Annotated in this window: 24 protein-coding genes; 17 read left to right on the forward strand and 7 right to left on the reverse strand. The window is 63.1% G+C overall.

The genetic code is table 11. The annotated features are described in order from the left end of the window. Positions 1 to 2 precede the first annotated feature (2 nt). The 6 genes from OJ996_RS17935 to aroB all read left to right on the forward strand — a co-directional run bounded on the left by OJ996_RS17935 (position 3) and on the right by aroB (position 8,533). Positions 3 to 2,441: a PEP/pyruvate-binding domain-containing protein gene (locus OJ996_RS17935; protein ID WP_264515019.1), complete on the forward strand. Its 2,439-nt coding sequence runs from the start codon at positions 3 to 5 to the stop codon at positions 2,439 to 2,441. Continuing rightward, positions 2,434 to 3,540, forward strand: coding sequence for a BtaA family protein (locus OJ996_RS17940; RefSeq protein WP_264515020.1), 1,107 nt, complete (start codon positions 2,434 to 2,436; stop codon positions 3,538 to 3,540). Before OJ996_RS17935 ends, OJ996_RS17940 begins: the two co-directional genes overlap by 8 nt. Beyond that, complete coding sequence (locus tag OJ996_RS17945) at positions 3,537 to 4,856, forward strand: diacylglycerol/polyprenol kinase family protein (RefSeq protein ID WP_264515021.1); 1,320 nt, start codon at positions 3,537 to 3,539, stop codon at positions 4,854 to 4,856. The genes OJ996_RS17940 and OJ996_RS17945 overlap by 4 nt, the downstream gene beginning before the upstream one ends. Next, positions 4,853 to 5,839, forward strand: coding sequence for a GNAT family N-acetyltransferase (locus OJ996_RS17950; RefSeq protein ID WP_264515022.1), 987 nt, complete (start codon positions 4,853 to 4,855; stop codon positions 5,837 to 5,839). Before OJ996_RS17945 ends, OJ996_RS17950 begins: the two co-directional genes overlap by 4 nt. Continuing rightward, on the forward strand, positions 5,836 to 7,386 hold the full coding sequence (locus tag OJ996_RS17955) for an AMP-binding protein (protein ID WP_264515023.1): 1,551 nt from the start codon (positions 5,836 to 5,838) through the stop codon (positions 7,384 to 7,386). Before OJ996_RS17950 ends, OJ996_RS17955 begins: the two co-directional genes overlap by 4 nt. A gap of 61 nt (positions 7,387 to 7,447) precedes the next feature. Next, positions 7,448 to 8,533, forward strand: a complete 1,086-nt coding sequence (aroB, locus tag OJ996_RS17960; protein ID WP_264515024.1) for a 3-dehydroquinate synthase — start codon at positions 7,448 to 7,450, stop codon at positions 8,531 to 8,533. Positions 8,534 to 8,604: 71 nt separating this feature from the next. Here the strand turns inward: aroB and OJ996_RS17965 are convergent, their stop codons facing one another. From OJ996_RS17965 to galE, 4 genes are all read right to left on the reverse strand, one after another. Beyond that, the gene (locus tag OJ996_RS17965) at positions 8,605 to 9,546 is read right to left on the reverse strand and encodes a PulJ/GspJ family protein (protein ID WP_264515025.1); all 942 of its coding nucleotides are present in this window, start codon (positions 9,544 to 9,546) and stop codon (positions 8,605 to 8,607) included. A 22-nt stretch (positions 9,547 to 9,568) separates the two neighbouring features. Further along, the gene (locus OJ996_RS17970) at positions 9,569 to 10,291 is read right to left on the reverse strand and encodes a prepilin-type N-terminal cleavage/methylation domain-containing protein (protein WP_264515026.1); all 723 of its coding nucleotides are present in this window, start codon (positions 10,289 to 10,291) and stop codon (positions 9,569 to 9,571) included. 8 nt (positions 10,292 to 10,299) lie between these two features. Further along, on the reverse strand, positions 10,300 to 10,968 hold the full coding sequence (locus OJ996_RS17975) for a pilus assembly FimT family protein (RefSeq protein ID WP_264515027.1): 669 nt from the start codon (positions 10,966 to 10,968) through the stop codon (positions 10,300 to 10,302). A gap of 91 nt (positions 10,969 to 11,059) precedes the next feature. Next, positions 11,060 to 12,061 (reverse strand): UDP-glucose 4-epimerase GalE, encoded by a 1,002-nt coding sequence (gene galE, locus OJ996_RS17980; RefSeq protein ID WP_264515028.1) that lies wholly within the window; start codon positions 12,059 to 12,061, stop codon positions 11,060 to 11,062. Positions 12,062 to 12,274: 213 nt separating this feature from the next. Between galE and OJ996_RS17985 the strand changes: the two genes are divergently transcribed. Next, positions 12,275 to 13,177: a hypothetical protein gene (locus OJ996_RS17985; RefSeq protein ID WP_264515029.1), complete on the forward strand. Its 903-nt coding sequence runs from the start codon at positions 12,275 to 12,277 to the stop codon at positions 13,175 to 13,177. A gap of 62 nt (positions 13,178 to 13,239) precedes the next feature. Here OJ996_RS17985 and OJ996_RS17990 read toward each other — a convergent pair whose 3' ends face one another. The 3 genes from OJ996_RS17990 to nuoB form a co-directional block, all read right to left on the reverse strand. Continuing rightward, positions 13,240 to 13,917 (reverse strand): rhomboid family intramembrane serine protease, encoded by a 678-nt coding sequence (locus OJ996_RS17990; RefSeq protein WP_264515030.1) that lies wholly within the window; start codon positions 13,915 to 13,917, stop codon positions 13,240 to 13,242. A gap of 67 nt (positions 13,918 to 13,984) precedes the next feature. Next, the gene (locus tag OJ996_RS17995; protein ID WP_264515031.1) at positions 13,985 to 14,554 is read right to left on the reverse strand and encodes an NADH-quinone oxidoreductase subunit C; all 570 of its coding nucleotides are present in this window, start codon (positions 14,552 to 14,554) and stop codon (positions 13,985 to 13,987) included. 9 nt (positions 14,555 to 14,563) lie between these two features. Beyond that, positions 14,564 to 15,100: an NADH-quinone oxidoreductase subunit NuoB gene (gene nuoB / locus OJ996_RS18000; protein WP_264515032.1), complete on the reverse strand. Its 537-nt coding sequence runs from the start codon at positions 15,098 to 15,100 to the stop codon at positions 14,564 to 14,566. Positions 15,101 to 15,228: 128 nt separating this feature from the next. Here nuoB and OJ996_RS18005 point away from each other — a divergent pair, with 128 nt between their 5' ends. The 10 genes from OJ996_RS18005 to folK all read left to right on the forward strand — a co-directional run bounded on the left by OJ996_RS18005 (position 15,229) and on the right by folK (position 21,547). Next, positions 15,229 to 16,251 carry a hypothetical protein gene (locus OJ996_RS18005; protein ID WP_264515033.1) on the forward strand — a complete coding sequence of 341 codons (1,023 nt, stop codon included), beginning with the start codon at positions 15,229 to 15,231 and terminating at the stop codon, positions 16,249 to 16,251. Positions 16,252 to 16,327: 76 nt separating this feature from the next. After that, entirely contained in the window at positions 16,328 to 17,122 is a 795-nt protein-coding gene (trpA, locus tag OJ996_RS18010; RefSeq protein ID WP_264515034.1) for a tryptophan synthase subunit alpha, read from the forward strand. Between the two features lie 23 nt (positions 17,123 to 17,145). Next, positions 17,146 to 17,958, forward strand: a complete 813-nt coding sequence (dapF, locus tag OJ996_RS18015) for a diaminopimelate epimerase (RefSeq protein ID WP_264515035.1) — start codon at positions 17,146 to 17,148, stop codon at positions 17,956 to 17,958. A 53-nt stretch (positions 17,959 to 18,011) separates the two neighbouring features. Then, positions 18,012 to 18,272 carry a ribbon-helix-helix domain-containing protein gene (locus OJ996_RS18020; RefSeq protein WP_264515036.1) on the forward strand — a complete coding sequence of 87 codons (261 nt, stop codon included), beginning with the start codon at positions 18,012 to 18,014 and terminating at the stop codon, positions 18,270 to 18,272. Then, the gene (locus OJ996_RS18025; RefSeq protein ID WP_264515038.1) at positions 18,269 to 18,640 is read left to right on the forward strand and encodes a type II toxin-antitoxin system VapC family toxin; all 372 of its coding nucleotides are present in this window, start codon (positions 18,269 to 18,271) and stop codon (positions 18,638 to 18,640) included. The genes OJ996_RS18020 and OJ996_RS18025 overlap by 4 nt, the downstream gene beginning before the upstream one ends. 67 nt (positions 18,641 to 18,707) lie before the next feature. Continuing rightward, positions 18,708 to 19,592, forward strand: coding sequence for a 4-hydroxy-tetrahydrodipicolinate synthase (gene dapA / locus OJ996_RS18030; RefSeq protein WP_264515039.1), 885 nt, complete (start codon positions 18,708 to 18,710; stop codon positions 19,590 to 19,592). 57 nt (positions 19,593 to 19,649) lie between these two features. Further along, positions 19,650 to 19,880 carry a hypothetical protein gene (locus tag OJ996_RS18035; RefSeq protein ID WP_264515040.1) on the forward strand — a complete coding sequence of 77 codons (231 nt, stop codon included), beginning with the start codon at positions 19,650 to 19,652 and terminating at the stop codon, positions 19,878 to 19,880. Then, positions 19,867 to 20,295, forward strand: a complete 429-nt coding sequence (locus OJ996_RS18040) for a PIN domain-containing protein (RefSeq protein ID WP_264515041.1) — start codon at positions 19,867 to 19,869, stop codon at positions 20,293 to 20,295. Before OJ996_RS18035 ends, OJ996_RS18040 begins: the two co-directional genes overlap by 14 nt. After that, positions 20,292 to 21,029 (forward strand): 4-hydroxy-tetrahydrodipicolinate reductase, encoded by a 738-nt coding sequence (dapB, locus tag OJ996_RS18045; RefSeq protein ID WP_264515042.1) that lies wholly within the window; start codon positions 20,292 to 20,294, stop codon positions 21,027 to 21,029. Before OJ996_RS18040 ends, dapB begins: the two co-directional genes overlap by 4 nt. After that, entirely contained in the window at positions 21,026 to 21,547 is a 522-nt protein-coding gene (gene folK / locus OJ996_RS18050) for a 2-amino-4-hydroxy-6-hydroxymethyldihydropteridine diphosphokinase (protein ID WP_264515043.1), read from the forward strand. The genes dapB and folK overlap by 4 nt, the downstream gene beginning before the upstream one ends.

The raw sequence follows: 21,547 nt of genomic DNA on the forward strand, positions 1-21,547 counted from the left end.
TCATGAGCTTTCTCTTCCCCGCTTCCAACATCCCGGGCCTCGGCGGCAAGGGCGCGGCACTCGCCAAACTCGGCGAGGCCGGATTCGAGGTACCCGCATGGTTCGCCGTGCCTCCTGCCGCCACATGGAGCGAGGAGGAATTGGCCGCCGCTGTCACACGGCTTGGCGAGGGCCCCTTCGCCGTCCGGTCCTCGGCCACGATGGAGGATGGCGCGGGGCATTCTTTCGCCGGCCAGTTTGAAACCTTCCTTGTGGTCCCTGCGGATCAGATTGCGGGGAAGATCAACGCGGTCCGCGACTCGGCCCGGCACGACTCTGTCCTCACCTACTGCCGGGAACGCAACCTGCCGCTCCCTGAACCACCGACCGTGCTCGTCCAGCACATGGTCCTGCCGCGCGCCGCGGGCGTGGCCTTCTCCGCAGATCCCGTGACCGGCCGACGCAGTGTCGCGCTGGTATCCGCCGTGGAAGGAACCGGCGAGAAGCTGGTATCCGGCGATGTCGATGGCGAGAACTGGCGGATCGGAGTGGAAACGCTTGAACCGCCTGCCAACGCGCTCCTCAAGGAAGAGGAAGCCCGCGAAATCGCGGAGCTCGCCCGCGATTGCGCCGAATACTTCGGCCGTCCGCAGGACATCGAGTGGGCCATCGATTCAGGCGGCAAGCTCTGGCTCCTGCAGTCCCGTCCCATCACCACTCTCGCAAACCTCGCCGATCCGGATGAAACCCTGCGGGTCTGGGATAACAGCAACATCGCGGAGAGCTACGGTGGCGTCACCACGCCCCTCACCTTCTCCTTCGCCCGCCGGATCTATGAGTCCGTGTATCGCGAGTTCTGCCGCCTGATGTCGGTCCCCGCCGACCGCATCGAGCGCGCCGATGATGTCTTCCCGCAGATGCTGGGGCTCATCCGCGGCCGCACCTACTACAACCTTGCGAGTTGGTATCGCGTGCTCGCCCTGCTGCCCGGCTTCCAGCTCAACCGCTCTTTCATGGAGCAGATGATGGGCGTGAAGGAACCGCTGCCCGAACCGCTGGTGCAGAAGATCATCGCGGAATCGACCGTCAGCCGCAGCGCTGACATGCGGGCCTTGGTCGGCACCTGCATCGGCTTGATCCGCCAGCTTCTCGGGCTTCGCAAGCAAGTGGCAGCCTTCCAAGTGCGACTCGATACCGCGTTGGCTCCGACTCCCATTCCGCTTTCCGAAATGAGCGGAGAAGACCTCGTCGCCCACTACCGCGAGTTGGAGCGCAAGCTCCTTAAGCGCTGGGACGCACCTCTGGTGAACGACTTCTTCGCCATGATCTACTACGGCGTCCTCCGTAGCTTGTGCACGAAGTGGGCCGGAGATACGGATGGCACCCTGCAGAACGACCTGCTCGCCCACACCGGTGGCATCGTTAGCGCGGAGCCGCCCCGCCGCATCATCCGCATGGCCCGGCTCGCCATGGAGGTTTCCGGTCTTCCGGCCATGCTGGCGGACCCTAAGCTCACGGCAAAGGAGAAGCTCGCCGCGGTGAAACGCCACGGCTCGCTCGGCGCGGAGTTCGAACTTTATCTCGCTGACTTCGGCGATCGCTGTCTGGAGGAGCTTAAGCTCGAAAGCCCCACGGTGAAGGACGATGCCTCCACCCTGCTGTCCTCGATCGGTGCCTTGGCCCTCCGTGGCAATCTTCCTGACGAGGAACAGCAACAGCTTCCGGCTCCAGCCCCCTCTCTCAAAGGATTCTTCCAGCAACTCATCTTCACCCACGTTCTCAAGCAAACGCGCGAACGCGTCCGCTGCCGCGAGAATCTCCGCTTCGAGCGCACACGGCTTTTCGGGCGGGTACGTTCCGTCCTTCGCGAGCTTGGCAAACGCCTGCATGCGGATGACCGCTTGGAATCGCCGGAGGATGTCTTCTATCTGGAGCTCGGCGAGGTGCTGTCCGCATGGGAGGCTACCGGCACCACCGCCCGCTTGGCCGATCTGGCAGCTCTCCGCCGCGCGGAGTTCGATGGCTATCGTCAGGAAGAGGCCCCTCCCGATCGCTTCGAGACCCACGGTCCGGTCCATCGCTACACCGCCTTCGAGTCCACGCGTCAGGAGGAAACCGGCCCTGCGGATGCGAGCGGGATCAAGGGTATCGGTGCCTGCCCCGGAAAAGTTACCGGTCGCGTGCGCGTGGTGATGGATCCGCGCAATGCCCGTCTCGAACCCGGGGAGATCCTCGTCGCCCAGCAAACCGACCCCGGCTGGGTAGTCCTCTTCCCCGCAGCCTCCGGTCTCTTGGTCGAACGCGGCAGCTTGCTCTCTCACTCCGCCATCGTCTCCCGCGAACTCCGCCTGCCCTGCATCGTTTCCCTCAGCCGCATCACCACCATCCTCGAGACCGGCGACCTGGTCGAGATGGATGGCAAGACCGGCGAAGTCCGCATTCTGGAAGCCCCCCATGAGTAAATCCGAGATCCAGCACCGTGCCGATTTCTCCAAGGTCCGCTACGCCCAATGCTGGGAGGACTCTCTACTGCTCGTGAAGTCCCTCCAGCCCGCGGGCCGGCATTGCCTCAGCATCGGCTCGGCCGGAGATAACAGCTTTTCCCTCCTCGCCGCCGGAGCAGCCTCCGTCACCGCGGTGGAGATGAACCCCACCCAAGTCGCTTGCATAGAACTACGCAAAGCGGCGTACCTGACCCTTGATCATCCCGCCTTCCTCGAGCTCCACGGGTCCCGGCCCTCCACCCGCAGGCCCGCCCTCTACGCCGAGTGTCGCCTCTTGCTCCCAGACGAAGCCCGCACCTTCTGGGATACTCGTCCCGAATCCATCGCCACCGGCATCGGCGGCTGCGGTAAGTTCGAGAACTACTTCCGGCTCTTCCGCAGCCGGGTGCTGCCGATCGCACATTCCCGCAAGCGCGTCCTCTCCCTCTTGGAACCTCGCACAGCCGCCGAGCGACGCCGATTCTACGATGAGGTTTGGAACAACCGCCGCTGGCGCGCCATCTTCCAGGTCTTCTTTTCCCGCACCATGATGGGTGCCCTCGGTCGCGATCCCGAGTTCTTCAAGTATGTGGAAGGCTCCGTGGCCGACCGCATCCTCTCCCGCACCGAGCACGCCCTCGCCGTTCTCGATCCCTCGGCCAATCCCTACCTCCACTGGATTCTCACAGGCACGCATGGCGAGCATCTCCCGCATGCGCTCGAAGAGGAGAACTTCGAGATGATCCGGGTCGGTCTCCAGCAGGAGCGCTTCCGCGTCCACGGCTCGTCCATCGAGGCCTTGTTAGAATCAGAACCGGAGAAGCGCTACGATGCCTTCAATCTGAGCGACATCTTCGAGTACATGAGCGAGGCGAACACGGAAGCGCTGCTCCGCCGCCTCGTCGCCGCCTCTAATCCCCGCGCCCGTCTGGCTTACTGGAACATGCTGGCCCCGCGCTCCCGCCCGGAAAGCATGGCTCAAGTCCTGCAACCGCGCGCCAGTGAATCCACCGCGCTCTTCCATGAAGACCGCGCCTTCTTCTACAGCCGCTTCGTCGTGGAGGAGGTGCGGGGATGACATCCGCCGAGTGGCTGGCAGTGGCCGCGGTGCTCGGAGCCCTCCTGCTCGGGCTTCCGCTATTCCGTTGGCTCTGCCGGCGCTGCGGTGCCTCCGCCGAGGTCTCCCGCAAATCGGTCCACGTCGCCATGGGTCTCGCCTGCGCGGCCTTCCCATGGATTTTCGATCGACCGCTACCGGTCTGGATTCTCGCCGCTCTTGCGACACTCCCTTTGGCCCTGCTGCGCTGGGTTCCCGCACTTCGCTCAGGCATCGGCTCCACCCTTCACGGCGTGAAGCGCATCTCTTACGGCGAGATCCTTTTCGCGCCCGCCGTTGCCGCTGTCTTCGATCTCTCGAATGGCGATGCGCTGCTGCATGCCATCCCCGTCGGCATCCTCACCGTGGCGGACGCAGCAGGTGCCATCGCAGGCACCCGCTGGGGCCATCGGATGTATGTCTGCGGCACATCCCGCAAAAGCGTGGAAGGCTCCGCAGCCTTCCTCGCCGTTGCCTTCCTGTGCACCTTTCTTCCGCTCTGGCTCAGTGGTCGCACCGAGCCCTTCCAGACCGTCCTCATCGCACTCACCCTCGCCATTGTCTCGATGATGGCGGAGGGCATCTCGGACCGGGGCTTCGACAACCTCGTCATCCCCATCGGTTGCCATCTCCTGCTTGCCCGCTTTCTCGCCAGCAGCGATGCCGAAATGATCGTCCGCTTCGCCGCCGCCTCCTTGCTCCTCGGCCTGGTGAGCGCCGGGGCGCGCTGGAGCACCTTGAGCGGTAGCGCGCTCATCGGTGCCGCCCTGCTCGGCTACGGCTGTGCGATCCTCGCCGATCCCCGCTTCGCCCTGCCGCTGGTCGCCATCTTCATCTGCCATCTCGTCACCACTCGACGCCATCGTCTGGGCCAGACCTTCGACCATCGTCTGGATACAGTGATCTCCCACGCCCTCGGCAGCCTCCCTTGGTGTTTGGCCGTCGACCGCGGCTCGCTGGAACCCTCCATCGCGCTGGCCGGACTTTCCTTCGCCATGGCGATCCAGCTTACCATCGCCGATGTCGCCACACGCCATCACCTCGATCCCGGCCACCCGCGCTTCGCACGAGCCATCCTGAAAGGCTGGATCATCGGCGGATTGCCCGGACTCCTCTGGCTTTGGCATGGCTTCGACCGCATCGCATTGCCAGCCCTCGCCGCGCTTCTCCTCACTCCGTTTGTCGCATGGTGCTGCCATCGCATCGAGTGCCGCCGCCTTGTTTCGGAAACCTCGCTGTGGATGGCCCGCGGGATACTTTCCCTCATCTGTTCCAGCACCGTCCTTTTCACGCGATGAATGCCACCATCCTCCATCATGACGGCCCCGGCCTACCGGAAATCACACTCGCCGAAGGCCTGGAATCTCCTGCCGCCCTCGCTCCCGAAAGCGAGCATCCGGACGATAGGATTTCCCTCATCGAAGATGGCCGCACCATCGCCTGCGCCAGCCTGTGGTGGACCGAAGCACCGCCGCTCGAAGGCGAGCGCGTCGGCTGCATCGGTGGCTTCGCGGCACGCGATGGCAAAGCCACTGCTATTCTGTTAGAAGCCGCGGAGCAGCGTCTGCGCGAGGCCGGCTGCACCCTCGCCATCGGTCCGATGAACGGAAACACCTGGCGACGCCACCGCTACGTGATCGAAAGCAGCGCCCGCGGCCCTTTCCTCTTGGAGCCGCGCAATCCCGTAAACTATCCCGGCTGGTGGCGCGCCTCCGGCTATCGCGAACTCTCGCGCTACTCATCCTCCGCCATGCCGCTCGATGGTTCTTCGGTCGTCGCTCCCGCCCTTAAAGCGAGATTGGAGCGCTCCGGCCTCATCATCCGCCCCCTCCACGCGGATCGTTACGACGACGAACTCCGCGCCATCCACGCCATCAGCCTCCGCAGCTTCGCGAACAACTTCCTCTACACTCCGCTCGAAGAGGAGGGTTTCCTCGACGCCTATCGCAAGGTGAAGGACCGCGTGGATCCGGATCTGGTCCGCATCGCCGAGAAGGATAGCAAGCCTTGCGGCTTCGTCTTCGCCATCGCCGATCTCGAAGCCGCAGCCCGCGGCGAGAAACCCGCGCTCATCGTCAAGACCCTCGCCGTCGACCCCGAATCGCGCTGCGCCGGTCTTGGCAGTCTTCTCGTCGACGAAGTCCACCGCCTCGGCCGCGAGAAAGGCTTCACCGAGGCAATCCACGCGCTGCAGCACGAGACGAATACGTCGCTCAAAATCACCGGCCGCCATCAAGGCACACCCATCCGCCGCTACGCCCTGTTCTCGAAATCGCTATGAACCTGGTGGCACTTCTCCGCGAGCGCGCCGCTCTTCATCCGGACCGACCCGCCCTCATCGACCGACACAAGGGCCGCGACCGCAGCGTCAGCTTCGCCGAACTCCAGCAGCGGGTCCAAAGCGGAAACACCCGCCTGAAGAAACTCGGCCTCACCCGCGGCAGCACCATCCTTGTCTTCCAGCCGGTCTCGATCGAACTCTACGAGATTCTCCTCGCCGCCTTCCACGGCGGCCTGCGGGTCATGCTCGCCGATCCCTCCGCCGGTCGTACATTCCTCTCCCTCTGCTGCGAACGCCTGCCACCGGATGCCTTCTTCGGCCCGTGGAAAGCCCACCTTCTCCGTCTCGCCGTAACCGGCCTCCGCCGCATCCCGCGCGCGATCCGCTCCAGCGGCTACTTCCCCGGCACGTCCATCTGGCAAACGGACGATAGCCCCTCGCCTCTCGCCGATCTCCCCGATGAAGAGCCCGCGTTGATCACCTTCACCAGCGGCAGTACCGGCGTGCCCAAGGCCGCTGTTAGAACGCACGGCTTCCTACTCGCCCAGCATCATGCACTTGAGAAGGCCCTCGACTTCGAGGACGGCGAGGTCGACCTCATCACGCTTCCCGTCTTCGTCCTCGCGAACCTTGCCTCGGGCCTCACCAGCGTGCTCGCGGATACCGATTTGCGCTCGCCCGGAAAGGCCGACGCTGCGGCAATCCGAGCCCAATGCAAACGCCACGGCGTGAACCGCTGTGCCGCCTCACCCGCCTTCTTCGAGGCCCTCCTCGCAGGACCGGGCCCTCTGCCAGAGCTGGCGAAGGCCTACACCGGCGGAGCCCCGGTTTTCCCCGATCTGTTAGACCGTCTTCAAGCCTCTCTTCCACAGTCGGAAGTCACCGCCGTCTTCGGCTCCACCGAGGCCGAACCGATGAGCCATCTCGGCGCGCGCGAGTATGACGAAGCCCTCGTCGCCCTCACGGGCTCGGGTCACGGTCTCTGCGCCGGCACCCCGGTTCCGGAAGTGGAACTCCGGGTGATCCGCGACCACTGGGGCCAAGCTCTCACGAAACTCTCTCCCGAGGAGTTCGACCTCCTCGCCCAACCGGCGGGCCAACCCGGTGAAGTGGTCGTCACCGGCGATCACGTCCTCTCCGGCTATCTCGGCGGTATCGGCGACAGTGAAACGAAGATCCATGTCGCGGGAAAAGTCTGGCACCGCACCGGCGATGCCGCATGGCTGGATACCGAGGGCCGCCTCTGGCTCCTTGGTCGCTGCGCCGCCAAGCTCCCCGCCGCCCCCCTCTCCCGACCCGATCTCCCTGAAGGAGCACTCGACTACCCCTTCGCGATCGAATCGGCCCTCCGCGTCCGCCACCCCGGCACCCGCACCGCCGCGCTCGGCTGGAGAGGCGAGCGCATCCTCGCCACAGCTGCCGCGGGTCTGGAGCAGGACGCCGCCGAGTTCGGCATCACCCGGGTCTTCCGCGTCGCAGCCCTGCCGCTCGACCGTCGCCACAATGCCAAGATCGACTACCCGGCCCTGCTGAAGATGCTGGAGTAGCAGACACTCAAGCCACGCTTCAGGGTTGGACCTTGCCGCGCCGTTGTCCATGCTCCGCGCCATGCCGACGGTGCACGTTGATTTGGGTGAGCGCTCCTATGAGGTTCTGGTGGAAACCGGTCTCTTGGCGCGCGCCGGTGAAACCATCGCCCGAGCGGGCCTGAAGGGACGTGCCGCCATCGTTTCCGACGAGACCGTCGCCAAGTACCACGCGGAGGCCCTGCAAGCCTCGCTCCAAGCCGTCGGCTTCAACCCCACCCTTCATCTCGTCCCCGCAGGCGAAGCCTCCAAGTCGATGTCGCGGGCGGAAGAGGTCTGCTCCTCACTCGCAGCCGCCGGTCACGATCGTCGCTCCTTCGTCGTCGCTCTCGGTGGCGGCGTGGTCGGCGATCTCGCGGGCTTCGTCGCCTCGGTCTTCTATCGCGGCATCCCCTTCGTTCAGGTTCCGACCACCATCGTCGCCCAAGTCGACTCGTCGGTGGGTGGCAAGACCGGCGTGAATCTCGCGGAGGGAAAAAATCTGTTAGGCGCATTTCACCAGCCCAAGCTCGTGATCGTGGACCCATCGGTCCTCGCCACACTCCCCGCCCGCGAGTACCACGAGGGCTTTGCCGAGGTCATCAAGCACGCCGCCATCCGCGATGCCGCCATGCTCGCGGAGATCGCGAAGCTCGACCCCGCCACACGCGACGTGCCCGCCGATCTCATCGCTCGCAACATCGCCATCAAGGCCCGCATCGTCGAAGCCGACGAACACGAGACCAAAGGCATCCGAGCCCTCCTGAACTTCGGCCACACCATCGGCCACGGTATCGAGGCCGCCGTACCCTATGGCGAGATGCTCCATGGCGAGGCCATCGGCCTCGGCCTCCGCGCGGCCCTCCTCCTTTCGGAGAAGCACTCCGGCCTTTCTCCCTCCGCCAGCAAGTCGATCCTCGACCTGCTCGCGCACTTCCACCTCCCCCTCGTGCTTGATCCCGCCATCACCACCGGGCGGGTTCTTCACAAGCTTGGCCGCGATAAGAAGTTCGAGGCCGGCAAGGTCCGCTTCGTCCTCCTCCGCGATGCCGGCGATGCCTTCGTCAGCGATGCCGTCACCACGTCCGATATGGAGGCAGCCATCGAGCACCTGCGCATGCCTCGCTGACCCGCTCCAAAAGAAAAGGGCCGCTCGCAGCAAGCGAGCAGCCCTTGAGATGCTATGACACGGAAACCGGATCACATCCCCGGCAGCTCCACCGTGCGGGAATATTGGAAGGACTCCGCCGCAAGAATCTTCTCACGGGCTGCGTCCGGCAGTTGCTGGTTGTTGAGACGGATCACGGCCGAATCGGAGAGAACGGTCACACCGATCTCCACTCCGGTCAGTCGGCCAGCCTTGAGCTCGTCTTCCGTGACGCTGGGCTTCAGCGCGCTGCCGGAGGCATCGGTCACGATGCCATTGCCGCGCAGGCGCATCTCCTTGCCGGCACCGTTCTCGCCGAGGGTCACGCGGACCGGAACGGTCGTGGTGGTCCCACCCGTTTGCTGCTGGGTCACTTCCACTTGGAAGGTCAGCGTGAACTGATAGATATTCTCGCAGACGAAGTTCTCGGGCTCCTTGATCTTGTCGTCCTTGCTCGAGAAGGCGTCATCCAGATCGGCTTGGCCGAGCAGATCGTCGAAGGTCTCTTTCGGATCGACCAGATAACGGTAGAAGACGAAGGTCGAGGAGTCGCCCTCGGCTTCTTCCTCACCCGTCACCGGATCTTGATACTCGAGCTTGTAGGCCACACAGGATACATCGCCGCCCAGATCGGAAGCAGTGCCGATCTGGCCGAGATAGCGGTCGGTGGCAGCCGTGAAGAAGATCAGGTCAGCCGCATTCGAACTCTGGTTGGCAGAGGGACCCGGCAGGTTATCCGCCACCTTCGCGTAGAGCCACTCGAAGTTGTTACCGCGGCGCGAAACGAGGGACTCGAAGTCCTTCGCCATGGTGTCGAGCATCGACTTCGCCTGACGGGACGCACGGATCTCGGAGCGGCCACGCTGCCACGAATCCAGTGCAATGCCGGTGATGGATACCAGCACGGTGACGATGACCGTCGTGATGGCCATCGCGACCATCAGCTCGATCAGCGTGAAGCCACCGCTGTGTTTGGAAGTTTTCGGGGTTTTCATTGAGGGCAGGTTCTAGCCGCAATCAGCGGCGGACGGCGAGATTTCGTGTGAAGACGGGCTTCGTAAGGTTCTCCGGGTTGAACTTGCCACCGGGCCTCACGTAGTTGGGGTCACTGTTCGGCACGATGAAGAATTCGGCCGCGAACGCAATCACAGCCTCCACGTAGGCGTCGGAGCCCGTGCCGCCCAGGCTTTCATCGGTCCCGTTCGGATCATTGTTGATGCCTTCGTCTTCACGCTTCACGAGCTGGCCGTTGGCAAACTCGAGTTGGGTCAGCTTCGTCGTGAAGATCCGGCCATCGAGAGCCTCCAAGTCTTCCAAGAAAAGCGGATCGTCGCGCTTGCGCACCGAAGGCTGGACAATGAAATCCTTGCCGGCGACTCCACCGCCCTGGGTAAACGGCTCCATCGAACCGTCTTCGCGGATCTCGTTCGGCGTGCCGCGATACTGGTAGAGGAAAATGGATGCGTCGGCGTCCGAGGAGGCTTCTTCAATCCATTGGTAGGCCTTGTCGAAGCCGGTCTTATACTCCGTGGTCGTGCCGGGGCGCAGGGTCACCAGCTCGCGCTCCAAGGCGGCGGCAAGACGGTCGGCCTCCTGCACGCTGATGGCCTTGCGCAGACCGGTGGTGGCAGGACCGAAGACGGCAAGGAACGCCGTGAGGAGCAGGGCCAGCACGCCAATGGCGATGACCGTCTCCATCAGGGTGAAGCCGCGTCGCATGCGGTTGAAAGTGGACTTCATGTGCGGGATCAGAATTCGTTGACTGTTGAAGGGATGCCGATCTGGTCGGGACCGCGGAAGAGCGAGGTGCGCCCGTTACGCCAGACCACGAAACCACCGAAATCACGTTTGCCATCAGCCGTGGCACGCGGGTCTTGCCCCTGCGGGCGGACCCCGGAACCCATCACGAAGCTCGCTCCCGGCGTCGTGCAGATGCCTTCGGAGTTGAACTCGTAGTAGAGATAGTTTCCGTCGAAAGCGGTTTTGCCGAATTCGAAGCTGTCCTCCTCGATGTCGCCACCGCCACCTTCGTGCTCGCGCTTGCTATACTCCTTGCTGAAGAAGATCCGCTCGGGAAGCGTCAGGGCACGGCTGGAAAGCGCCCACTTCTCGGTAGGCTCCCCTTCCTCGTCCAGTTCCTGATAAGCGACCAGCAGGCGGCGCAGATAGTTTTCTTCGTCTTGCGGGTCGTTTACATCGACTAGGACACGGGACTTCGTGCCCTTGCCCACTGCGATGGCTCGCGCTTCGTCAAAGAGGGCTTCCGAGGTCGCTACGGCGGCACCGATGCCATTCCCGCCGGAAATCCCCCGCAGGCCAACGGCCCCGAGGGTAAGCAGCATGGAAATGATCAGGATGACCACGAGCAACTCGATCAGGCTGAAGCCTGCGAGGTGGCGTTTTTGTGACGGGATCATGACGGGGTTTTGGTTTATGAATTTATGGTCCTGCCTGTGCCGCGATGCAAGCGAGAATGTGTTTACATCGCAATTACCGGCAATTTCCTGATTACGATTCGTATCGGCCTTTCCGGGGCCCGGACATCCATGCCCAAGCCGAACGAACCATATCGCGGACGTCCTTGTGCTCTGCCTCCCAACCAAGGTTTTCCTTGGCAAAAGTCGGATCCGCAAGCAGTTGCGGCGGATCGCCCGCACGTCTCGGGCTGTATTTCACCGGAACCTGACGCCCCGTGACTTCCTCCGTGGCAGTGATGATCTCCTTCACGGAGACCCCCACCCCGGTGCCGAGGTTGCAGGCCAAAGAATCTCCTCCGGCACTCAGGTGACCGATCGCCTTCGCGTGGGCCGAGGCCAGATCGTTCACGTGAATGTAATCGCGGATGCAGGTGCCGTCCGGCGTCGGATAGTCGGTGCCGAAGACGTCGAGATGAGAGATTTCTCCGGTCACGGCCATCAGCACGCGCGGAATCAGGTGGGTTTCCGGATTGTGATCTTCGCCGATCTTCCCGTCCTCGGACGAGCCGCTGGCGTTGAAATAGCGCAGCGCCACAGTTTTCAGGCCCCAGGCCGTGTCGCAATCCTTCAGCACCCATTCCAGCATCAGCTTGCTGCGGCCGTAGGGATTGATCGGATTTTGCGGATTGCTCTCCACGATCGGGATGCTCTCCGGCACCCCGTAGGTCGCGCAGGTGGAGGAGAAGACGAAGTTCTTGCAGCCCTTCTCCTGCATCACCTCCAGCAGGGCCAGCGGTTCCGCGGTGTTGTTGCGGTAGTACTTCAGCGGGTTGGTCACGGACTCGCCGACGTAGGCGTAGGCTGCGAAATGCACCACCGCACCGAAGCCGTATTGATCGAAAAGCTTCGAAATCAGCGCCTTGTCTCCGATATCGCCGACCACCAATTCCACCCCTGCATCCACGATCGCATCGCGATGACCAAAGACCAGATTGTCCAGCACCACCACCTTGTATCCTTGGGCGGCGAGAAAACGAACGGTGTGCGATCCGATATAACCGGCTCCGCCGGTGACGAGTACAGGCAAACTCATGAAATCAGGTTGGGGCAGCGTGATGCCGGGAGAAAACGGATTTGGTGGGGCCGTGTCAACGGCAGGGATGCCGGAACCTAAGGTCTGGCGTGGACCGGAGGTAATCCATGGCTCGTCACGACATGGGACAAGAAGGAGCCGGTGGGATCCAAGCCGCCGCTGGACTTCATGGGAAACGGTTGAATAATCCTCTCTAGCAACCGTCACATCGCCATGATCCGGACAAAACGTTGGATTCAAGCTGCCGCACTCGCAGCCCTCACTCTCGGAGCCACTTCCTGCTACTATGATCCCTATTACGGAGGGGGTGGTGGCGGCTACGCTGGCGGCGGATATTACTCCGGCGGCGGAGGCGGAATCAGCACCACCTTCGTTTACACCAGCAATGATCGCTGGCTCTACGACCCGCTCGTCTATTGCTACTACGACCGCTATCGCGGCTGCTACTACGATCCCTACCTCTACGGCTACTACCCTGCTGGCTACTGCCCGCGCCCGCTCTACGGTGCCTACCACCCGCACGGCTGGCGCCCGGGCCATGGCACTCTGGCTCCGCCCACCGGTTTCCGGGACCGCTTCCTGAGCAACTACCAGAACCGGGTCCAGCAGTTGAAGGACCGGAACTACCGCTGGGCGAACAATGTCCGCGAGCAGAACGACCGCGCTGCCGATGCCCTTCGCAACCAGCGCGCCCGCGCCGCTGCGAAGTTCAAGGACGCCCAGTATTACCAGAAGGAGCGGAACCAGAACATGCGCGCCAACCAGGCCCAGCGCATGGATAACCTCCGCGACCGCCAGCAGCAGTTCAACCAGAACGCATGGGGCCGCCCCCAACCGCAGCAGCAGCCGCGACAACAGCAGCTTCGCCAACAGCCGAACCCGCAGCGTGGCTATCCACAGCAGCGCCAGCAGATCCAGCGGCAGCAGAGGAATCCCTATGACCAACCGGTGAACACCGCTGGCCGCAATCCGGGAGCCGGTCGCGCTGCCGCTCAGCAGGCACAACGCGAGGCTGCCATGCAGCAACGCGCTGCCCGCCAACCGCAGCCTCAGCAGCAAGGCGGCGGCGGCGGACGCCAGAGGCAGATCGAGCAGCGCCAGCGCGGCGGCTTCTGATCCTGCCGGATATCAATTCACGGGGCTCGTTCGCCATGCGCGGACGGGCCCTTCTCTTTTTCCTAAGACGCTCCTTCGCGACGCTCCCTTTCCCTCATCAGATCTTCCTTGGTCAACCGCGGGCCCAAGCTCTTTCGCCCCAAATACCAGCCCGCCGCTGCTCCGCCCAGATGACATCCGCTACCGATTTTCTCCAAACCCGATCCCGGCAGCATCCAAGCGGCAGCAAGGATCCCGGCCTCGGCAATGAATATTCCGATAGCCAGATTCCGCCCCTTTAGTCGAACAGGCCACATTCGGTCGTCGGCATGGATGGTGAGCAGCCAGAACATCGCCGCGAAAAGTCCGCCCGAAGCACCGATCAGCGGAAACGGAACGGATGACGAGAGCATTTGCAGGACCGCCCCGCCGAGAACTCCTGCACCTAGTGTTTTCAGAAGGATCCTTGCGCCGCCGATCCGTTCTACTCGCCCCCCTACCATCATCAGGCAAATCAGGTTCAGCGCCAGATGCCACCAATAGGTCCACCATGGACCATGAACCAGCGCGTGGGTGAATGGCTGCCACAGTCTGCCAGCGAGAATTCCATCCCAGGATAGCCCGAAGATGTCGTAGATCCAGTCGGGCTGTCCCGCGACCGTCACTCCGGCTTGAACCGCGATAAGCACAAGAGCCAAATATCGGGTCACCAGTTCGCCAAGCAGATCCCTGCCCATGCGTTGCCAGCGGCTCCTTTCCATTGCCGCAGTCTTTCTATCGGTAAGAGCTGCTCCAAGCAGGAAACGATCCCACCACTCCAGCTTCGCCTTACTTCACCACGCGGGCGCGCGGCTCGCGCTTCACCACATCGCTCGTGCCCGGGGAGGTCACGAAGGGGCCGCCCTCAAGCGGGGCGATACCGGTGAACGCCACATCCGGCATCTCGCTCGGACGACCGGCCAGCGGGAAATCCTTGCGCAGCGGGTAGAAGGGATAGCCCTCCCACATCAGGATCCGGCGCAGATCGGGGTGACCGCTGAAGCGGATGCCCATCATGTCGTAGACCTCGCGCTCGTGCCAATCGGCACCGAGCCAGATGTCCGTCGCCGTGGGCACTTCCTCGTCCTCGGAGACCTTGGACTTCACCCGCAGGTGCTTGGAGTCGTCCACCGTCACCAGCTCGTAAACCATCTCGAAGCGCGGCTCCTCACCGAAGTGGTCGAGGCTGGAGATGTCGATGATCATCTCATAGCCAAGGTCCGTCTTCGCGGTGGCCAGCAGATCATGCAGCACGCCGAGCTTCACCGAGATGGTGTGCTCGCCGCGGAACTCCTTGGTCCCGACGACATCCGCGCCGAACTTGGCGGACAAGGTTTCGATATCCTGGGCGGCGGACATGGGAAAATATCAGGCGAGGTCTTCGATGAACTCCTTCTTCTGATTCTGCAGGGCCGGATCGGCTTCGATCTTGGCCTGAAGCTTCATCAGCCCCTCGATCAGGGCCTCGGGCCGCGGCGGGCAGCCGGAAATATAAACGTCCACCGGGATCAGGCGGTCGATCCCCTGCAGCACTGCGTAAGAGCGATACATGCCGCCGGAAGAAGCACAGGCACCCATCGCGATGCACCACTTCGGCTCCGGCATCTGGTCCCAGATCCGCTTCACCGCCAGCGCCATCTTGTAGGTCACCGTGCCGGCCACGATCATCACGTCGGCCTGGCGGGGCGAGAAACGCATCACCTCGGCGCCGAAACGGCTGAGGTCGAAGCGGCTGCAAGCGGCGGCCATCATCTCGATCGCGCAGCAGGCGAGTCCCATCGGCATCGGCCACATGGAGTTCTTGCGCATCCAGTTCATCGCCGCGTCCACGCGGGTGAAGATGATGTTGCCCTCGATCTTTGAATCGTAGGCGGCGTGGGCGGTCTGGGTGGAATCGCTGACCATAAGGCTGCGGCGGGACGATGCCCCTCCCCCGCCCCGCTCTCAAGCCCCGTTTGTGAAATTTTTCACAAGCGCCCCAGGCCGGTGCGCTCAAGCCTTGCGGCGAGCCCCGGTTTACGCTGGGCTCCCGGATGGCCCGTCTCCGGCTGCTTCTCTGGCTCGCGCTGGCTGCAAATGCCGTCGCGTATCCCATCAACGGCGAGCGGATCTGGACGGGCAAGAACGGAAGAAAAATCCGGGGTTCCGACGCTATGGTGACCCCCGACGGACTCGCCATCGACGTGCTGGTCATGGGCAAGTTCCAACGCATCGCCATCGCCAACCTGAGCCAAGAAGACCAGGAATTCATCCACGCAGCGGCCAAGGACAAGCCCGCCCACCCAAAAGCACCGGCCTCGGGCAATCCGGCCGATTTCAAGGCTCCGGGACCGGTAGACCGCACCCGGCTCCCTCTGCTGAGCCAAGGCGAATATGGCCAGAAACAGAGCGATTGCGTGCCGAGCTCGTTCTGCAATTTCCTCCTTTGGTGGGATCAAGAGGGCATCCTCCCGATCCCCAAGCGGGGAGACTTCGAAGATAAGGCGGAGTGGGTCCATACCCGGCTGGGCCGCTACTGCGGCACGCGCAACACCTCGGGCACCGGCATCTCGGAAGCGCTCGAAGGGATCACTGAGTATTTCAGGAAAGACGCCGGTGAACTGGCCACCTTCCGCTTCAAGGTGGACTACGACGTCCGCCCCGCAAACCTGGCCCGATACGCCCGCGGGGAAACGGCGACGATGCTGAACCTCACCACCCGCAGGAAAAATGGGCACGACGGGGGCCACTGGGTGGCCCTGATGACGGCCCAAGAAAACGGGCAAGTAGTCATCCATACTTGGGGAGCGCGATTCGAGGGCATGGTCAAGGTGCTCGAGGAAGACCCCACCACCATCATGCTGGACGGGCAGAAAATCCCGAAAACCAGCTACGAGATCGAATTCACCAACCGCGACTCGCTGCCGGAGTGGGTCAAGAATGCCGAGATGCGGTTCCTCCTGCTGCCCGAGAGATCCGACAGCATCATCGCTATCAAACCCTATGCTTTCGCGAATGCCGGCGTCCTCTCCGCGCCGCCGGCCGACCCGCTCTTCGATACCGCGCCGTCCCCCTGACCCCATCCATCACTCCCCCCACATTCCCAAACCCGCTCTTGTCACGGCGGGGGGAAGCGCGGAATCTCCGCGCCCCATGAATCGCATCGACGCCGCGTTTGAACGGCTCCGCTCGGAAGGCAAAAAGGCCTTTGTCGCCTACGTCGCCGCAGGCGATCCCTCCTTCGAGGCCTCCTTGGAAGTGGTGAAAGCCCTCGCCGATGCCGGGGCCGATGTGATCGAACTCGGCCTGCCCTTCTCCGATCCGCTCGCCGACGGGATCGTGAACCAGATGGCCGCCGACCGTGCCCTCAAAGCCGGGATGAACACCCCGCGCTCGCTCGAACTCATCCGCGAGTTCCGCAAGACCCACGAGACCCCGATCGTCCTCTTCACCTACCTCAATCCGATCTTCACCTACGGCTTCGAGAAGTTCCATGCCGATGCCGCCGCCGCCGGTGCCGATGGCATCCTGCTGCTCGACCTCCCGCCGGACGAAGCGAAGCTGAATGCCGACCTCGCCAAGGGTGAAGGACTCAAGCACATCCGCTTGATCGCCCCGACCACTCCCGACGAGCGCGTCCAACTCCTGGCCCGGAGCGGCGATGGATTCATCTACGCGCTCTCCCGCACCGGCGTGACCGGTGCCCACGGCGTGCCCTCGGAGGGCATCGGAGCCCAAGTCGCCAAGATCAAGGCCCATACCAACATTCCGGTCTGCGTCGGCTTCGGCATCACTCGTCCCGACCAGGCCGAGATGGTTGCGAAAACCTCGGATGGGGTGATTGTCGGCTCCGCCATCGTGAAGCAGATCGAACTCAACCCGGACCGCGCCGCACAGGCCGTCCGCGAATTCGTCACGCCCCTCATCGAGGCCACCAAGTCCGTCTGATATTTTCCTGACCTTCCCGCCCTATGTTGCTCCATTTCTACAAGATGAACGGTGCTGGCAACGACTTCGTTGTCATCGACAACCGCGACCTCGCCACCAACCTGAGCAAGGACCAGATCGAGCATCTCTGCGACCGTCACCGCGGTATCGGAGCCGACGGCCTGCTGGCCGTGGAGCCGGCGGAAAACGGCGCAGACTTCAGATTCCGATACTACAACGCGGACGGCGGCGAGGCCGAGATGTGCGGCAATGGTGCCCGCTGCTTCGGCCGTTTCACCGCCGCGCTCATGGACGGCAGCCCGGACCAAGTGACCTTCGAGACCATCGCGGGTAAACTCGCCGCCGAACTCGTCGAGGACGAAGTCCGCATCGCCATGTCCGAGCCGAAGGATCTGAAGATCGACACCGGCGTGAAGATCCCGGACCTGAACGCCACCCTTCACTTCATCAACACCGGCGTCCCTCATGTGGTCGCCTTCGTGGCCGACCTGCCGGGCACGGAAGTCGTCCGCCACGGTGCGACCATCCGCTATCATCAGGCCTTCGCCCCCGCCGGGACGAATGCGAACTTCGCCACCGTGCTCGCCCCCGGCCACATCGCCATCCGCACCTACGAGCGCGGCGTGGAGGATGAGACCCTCGCCTGCGGCACCGGAATGGTCGCCTCCGCCCTCATGCACCACCTCCTCGATGGAGCCCCCTCCCCGATCAAGGTCGACGTGAAAGGCGGCGATACCTTGGAGATCGGTTTTGAAAAGACCGGAGACTCCACCTTCACGAATGTGACCCTCACCGGTCCCGCCGATTTCGTTTTCGAAGGCGATATCGAAATTTGACATCACGCGATATCAAAATTTGACATCATCCTGACCATGCTCCACCATGGGGCATGGCCAAGTCGAACTATCGCGCCACGAACAAGCGCACCATCGTCGACCTCCCCGACGACGATCTCGCCCGTCTGGACGAAGTCGCCGAGCAGCAGTCCGTATCCCGCGCGAGCGTCCTCCGGGAAGCCGTGGCCGAGTATGTGACCCGCAAAAGCAAAGCCCCGGCCGCACCCAAGCCGCTGACCGGCTATGGCGCGCTGAAGGGCTACTATGGCGAGGCCCAAGCGTATCAGGACCAACTTCGCTCTGAGTGGGAATGACCGGCTTCTTCGATACCAACATCCTGATCGATTTCCTCAACGGCGTTCCCGAGGCGCAGGTCGCCACCGCTCCTTACGGCAGACGCTGCATCAGCCGGATCACTTGGATGGAAGTGCTGGCCGGGGTGAAGGACACCCCGGGCGAGGACATCGCTCGAACCTTTCTCGCCCAGTTCGATGTTGTGGAACTGACCGAAGACGTGGCCGAAGGAGCCCTGACCCTGCGGAAGCATCACGTGCCGCGCCTCAAGCTTCCGGATGCCATCATCCTCTCATCCGCACGACTGATGGGCACGCGCCTCATCACCCGAAATTCCCGGGACTTTCCGGCGGATTCCGCCGACGTGCACCTCCCCTACCGAATGTGACGGGAATTTTCACAATCACCGGTTACGGGGTTGAAGAGCGGCGGCGGATGTTCATTCTCCGCGCGCCATGACATTCCGAGGCACCTACACCGCACTGATTACCCCGTTCCGCGACGACCGTATCGATACTGCGGCTTTCAAAGCCTTGATCGATCGTCAGGTGGCTGCGGGTATCACCGGTATCGTGCCCGTCGGCACCACCGGGGAGTCTCCTACCGTCGATACGGATGAGCACATCGAGGTAATCCGCCTCGCCGTGGAATTCGCCGCCGGTCGCTGCCAAGTCGTGGCCGGCACCGGGGCGAATGCCACCAAGGAAGCGATCGAGCTCACCCAAGCCGCCGAGAAGGTCGGCGCCACCGGCACCCTTCAGGTCTGCCCTTACTACAACAAGCCGCCGCAGGAAGGCATCTACCGCCACTTCCGCACCGTCGCGGAGAACACCAATCTCCCGGTCATGCTCTACAGCGTGCCCGGACGGAGCGGCGTGGAGATCGGCGTGGACACCGCCGCCCGCCTCGCCGCGGACTGCAAGAACATCGTCTCGATCAAGGAAGCCGGCGGCTCCGTCGAGCGCGTGAACCAGCTCTTCCAAGCCCTGCCCGCGGACTTCTCGATTCTCTCTGGAGATGACCCGCTCACCTTGCCCTTCATGTCCTGCGGCGCGGTCGGCCTCGTCTCCGTCGCCTCGAACCTCGTCCCCGAGGTCTTGGTGAAGCTCGTGCAGACTTGCCTCGATGGCGATTTCGTCGGCGCCCTCGCCCAGCAGAAGCAGTGGTATCCCCTCTTCCGCGGCCTGATGTCGCTTGAGGTCAATCCGGTCCCGATCAAGGAAGCCGTCGCGCTCCAAGGTCATTGCACCAATGAGTTCCGCCTACCGCTGACCCCGCTTCCCGACACCGCCAAGGCTCAACTCAAGACTCTTTTGACAGACTTTTCACTCCTATCCTGAGGGGGAAAGATGATTTCCCGCCTGGAATTTTCATCAAATCTACTTTAGAATCCCTTCATGCGCCTCACCATCGATGTTGCAGAAGAGGATTTGAAGGAATTGATGGATCTGACGGGCGAGAAAAAGAAAGGGCCAGCCGTTCTGAAAGCGGCCTTGGAATTCGTCCGGCGCGAGAAGGTGAGGGAGTTCACCCGGCGCGTCATGGCCGGGGAATTCGATTACCCGGTTACCAACGACGAACTTGAGGCCGCTGAAATCGCGGACATGAACCGTCATGGTGCTGATTGATACCAGCGCTTGGATCGAGTTTTTCCGCAAGACCGGGGATCTCAGAGCAAAGCTCGCCGTTGCAAACTTGCGCGACGAAATGATGGCAGCGGTTTGTGGACCGGTGACAATGGAGATATTCGGTGGAGCTCGCGAGCCAGACCTCAAGCAACTCAGGGCGGACTTCTTGATGCTCCCCTATCTGCGGGGAGGAGAACAAGTATGGCAGCTCGCAGCTTCCAACTACCGGCTTCTCAGCTCTAACGCTATAACGGCACCTTGGAATGATATCCTCATCGCTACCGTAGCCCGTGAGCACTCCTGCCGAATCTATGCCACCGACCGGCATTTCACCCTGATGGCTCCGATTTTGGGCATCAAGCTTTACGAACCCGGCATCAACGGCCAATACCGGCCCGACAGCAACGCACCATGATCCAACTTCTCGTCACCGGCAAGTCCGGCCGCATGGGCCAGGCCGTCCTCCAAGCCGCCAGCCAGGAACCGGCCGTCACCGTCGCCTCCACGCATGACGCCGGCGAAAACCTCGCCGCCGCCATCGCCGAAGCGAACACGGTGATCGATTTCACCATGCACAAGTTCACAAAGGAGCTCATCGAAGCGGCCCTCGTGAACAAAACACACCTCGTGATCGGCACCACCGGCCACACCGATGAAGAGCGCGAGATGATCCGCGAGGCCTCCAAGACCCTGCCGATCGTCTATGCTCCGAACTTCTCGGTCGGTGTGAACACCCTCTTCTGGCTCACCCAGCGCGCGGCGCAGATCCTCACTCAGGATCGCTTCGACATCGAGGTCACGGAGATGCACCACCGCCACAAGATCGACGCCCCCTCCGGCACCGCCCGCCGCCTGCTGGAGATCCTCAATGAGGAAACCGGGACGAAATACGATCAAGACATCGCCCACGGCCGCTTCGGCAACGTGGGCCCGCGTCCGCCCCGTGAGATCGGAATGCACACCCTGCGCGGTGGCGATGTCGTGGGCGACCACACCGTGATGTTCGCCGCCGATGGCGAGCGCGTCGAACTGACCCACAAGGCCAGCTCCCGCCTCACCTTCGCCGCCGGTGCCGTGCGTGCCGCCGTCTGGCTCTACGACAAGCCGCCCGGCATCTACGACATGCAGGACGTGCTTGGCCTGAAGTGAAGACCACCGGCGAAACGCGCGTCGGCATTGCGCTCGGCTCGAATGTTGGCAATCGCCTGAAGCACCTTCAGGACGCCCGTAACATGCTCCGCAAGCTGGGGGCCCCGGACACCCTGCGCCAGGCCCCCATCTACCAGACCGAGCCCGTCGATTGCCCGCCGGACTCCCCGGACTTCTACAACACCGTGGTGGAGATCGCCTACTCCGGCAGCCCTCATGATCTGCTGGATGCCACCCAGGCGATCGAGTTCCATCTCGGTCGCTCCGCCGTCCCGGAGCGGAACGCGCCCCGTGTGATCGATGTGGACATCCTCTACTTCGGGGATGAGCGGATCGACGACGGCGGAATCCTCGATCTCCCCCACCCCCGCCTCACTTCGCGGCGCTTTGTACTTCAGCCCCTCGCCGATATCCGGCCGGACCTGATTTTGCCCGGCGATCAGGTTTCGATTGCGGAACACCTCCGCCACCTTGACTCTAGCGAACCGCCGCTGGTGACTGTCCAAGCGACGTGGTAA

Origin of the sequence: Luteolibacter rhizosphaerae (assembly GCF_025950095.1) — a bacterium.
GTDB lineage: Bacteria > Verrucomicrobiota > Verrucomicrobiia > Verrucomicrobiales > Akkermansiaceae > Haloferula > Haloferula rhizosphaerae.

Excerpts from the sequence above, each read along its gene's own strand:
- OJ996_RS17935 (WP_264515019.1), top strand. The coding sequence starts at position 3 with ATGAGCTTTCTCTTCCCCGCTTCCAACATCCCGGGCCTCGGCGGCAAG.
- OJ996_RS17940 (WP_264515020.1), top strand. The coding sequence starts at position 2,434 with ATGAGTAAATCCGAGATCCAGCACCGTGCCGATTTCTCCAAGGTCCGC.
- OJ996_RS17945 (WP_264515021.1), top strand. The coding sequence starts at position 3,537 with ATGACATCCGCCGAGTGGCTGGCAGTGGCCGCGGTGCTCGGAGCCCTC.
- OJ996_RS17950 (WP_264515022.1), top strand. The coding sequence starts at position 4,853 with ATGAATGCCACCATCCTCCATCATGACGGCCCCGGCCTACCGGAAATC.
- OJ996_RS17955 (WP_264515023.1), top strand. The coding sequence starts at position 5,836 with ATGAACCTGGTGGCACTTCTCCGCGAGCGCGCCGCTCTTCATCCGGAC.
- aroB (WP_264515024.1), top strand. The coding sequence starts at position 7,448 with ATGCCGACGGTGCACGTTGATTTGGGTGAGCGCTCCTATGAGGTTCTG.
- OJ996_RS17965 (WP_264515025.1), bottom strand. The coding sequence starts at position 9,546 with ATGAAAACCCCGAAAACTTCCAAACACAGCGGTGGCTTCACGCTGATC.
- OJ996_RS17970 (WP_264515026.1), bottom strand. The coding sequence starts at position 10,291 with ATGAAGTCCACTTTCAACCGCATGCGACGCGGCTTCACCCTGATGGAG.
- OJ996_RS17975 (WP_264515027.1), bottom strand. The coding sequence starts at position 10,968 with ATGATCCCGTCACAAAAACGCCACCTCGCAGGCTTCAGCCTGATCGAG.
- galE (WP_264515028.1), bottom strand. The coding sequence starts at position 12,061 with ATGAGTTTGCCTGTACTCGTCACCGGCGGAGCCGGTTATATCGGATCG.
- OJ996_RS17985 (WP_264515029.1), top strand. The coding sequence starts at position 12,275 with ATGATCCGGACAAAACGTTGGATTCAAGCTGCCGCACTCGCAGCCCTC.
- OJ996_RS17990 (WP_264515030.1), bottom strand. The coding sequence starts at position 13,917 with ATGGAAAGGAGCCGCTGGCAACGCATGGGCAGGGATCTGCTTGGCGAA.
- OJ996_RS17995 (WP_264515031.1), bottom strand. The coding sequence starts at position 14,554 with ATGTCCGCCGCCCAGGATATCGAAACCTTGTCCGCCAAGTTCGGCGCG.
- nuoB (WP_264515032.1), bottom strand. The coding sequence starts at position 15,100 with ATGGTCAGCGATTCCACCCAGACCGCCCACGCCGCCTACGATTCAAAG.
- OJ996_RS18005 (WP_264515033.1), top strand. The coding sequence starts at position 15,229 with ATGGCCCGTCTCCGGCTGCTTCTCTGGCTCGCGCTGGCTGCAAATGCC.
- trpA (WP_264515034.1), top strand. The coding sequence starts at position 16,328 with ATGAATCGCATCGACGCCGCGTTTGAACGGCTCCGCTCGGAAGGCAAA.
- dapF (WP_264515035.1), top strand. The coding sequence starts at position 17,146 with ATGTTGCTCCATTTCTACAAGATGAACGGTGCTGGCAACGACTTCGTT.
- OJ996_RS18020 (WP_264515036.1), top strand. The coding sequence starts at position 18,012 with ATGGCCAAGTCGAACTATCGCGCCACGAACAAGCGCACCATCGTCGAC.
- OJ996_RS18025 (WP_264515038.1), top strand. The coding sequence starts at position 18,269 with ATGACCGGCTTCTTCGATACCAACATCCTGATCGATTTCCTCAACGGC.
- dapA (WP_264515039.1), top strand. The coding sequence starts at position 18,708 with ATGACATTCCGAGGCACCTACACCGCACTGATTACCCCGTTCCGCGAC.
- OJ996_RS18035 (WP_264515040.1), top strand. The coding sequence starts at position 19,650 with ATGCGCCTCACCATCGATGTTGCAGAAGAGGATTTGAAGGAATTGATG.
- OJ996_RS18040 (WP_264515041.1), top strand. The coding sequence starts at position 19,867 with ATGGTGCTGATTGATACCAGCGCTTGGATCGAGTTTTTCCGCAAGACC.
- dapB (WP_264515042.1), top strand. The coding sequence starts at position 20,292 with ATGATCCAACTTCTCGTCACCGGCAAGTCCGGCCGCATGGGCCAGGCC.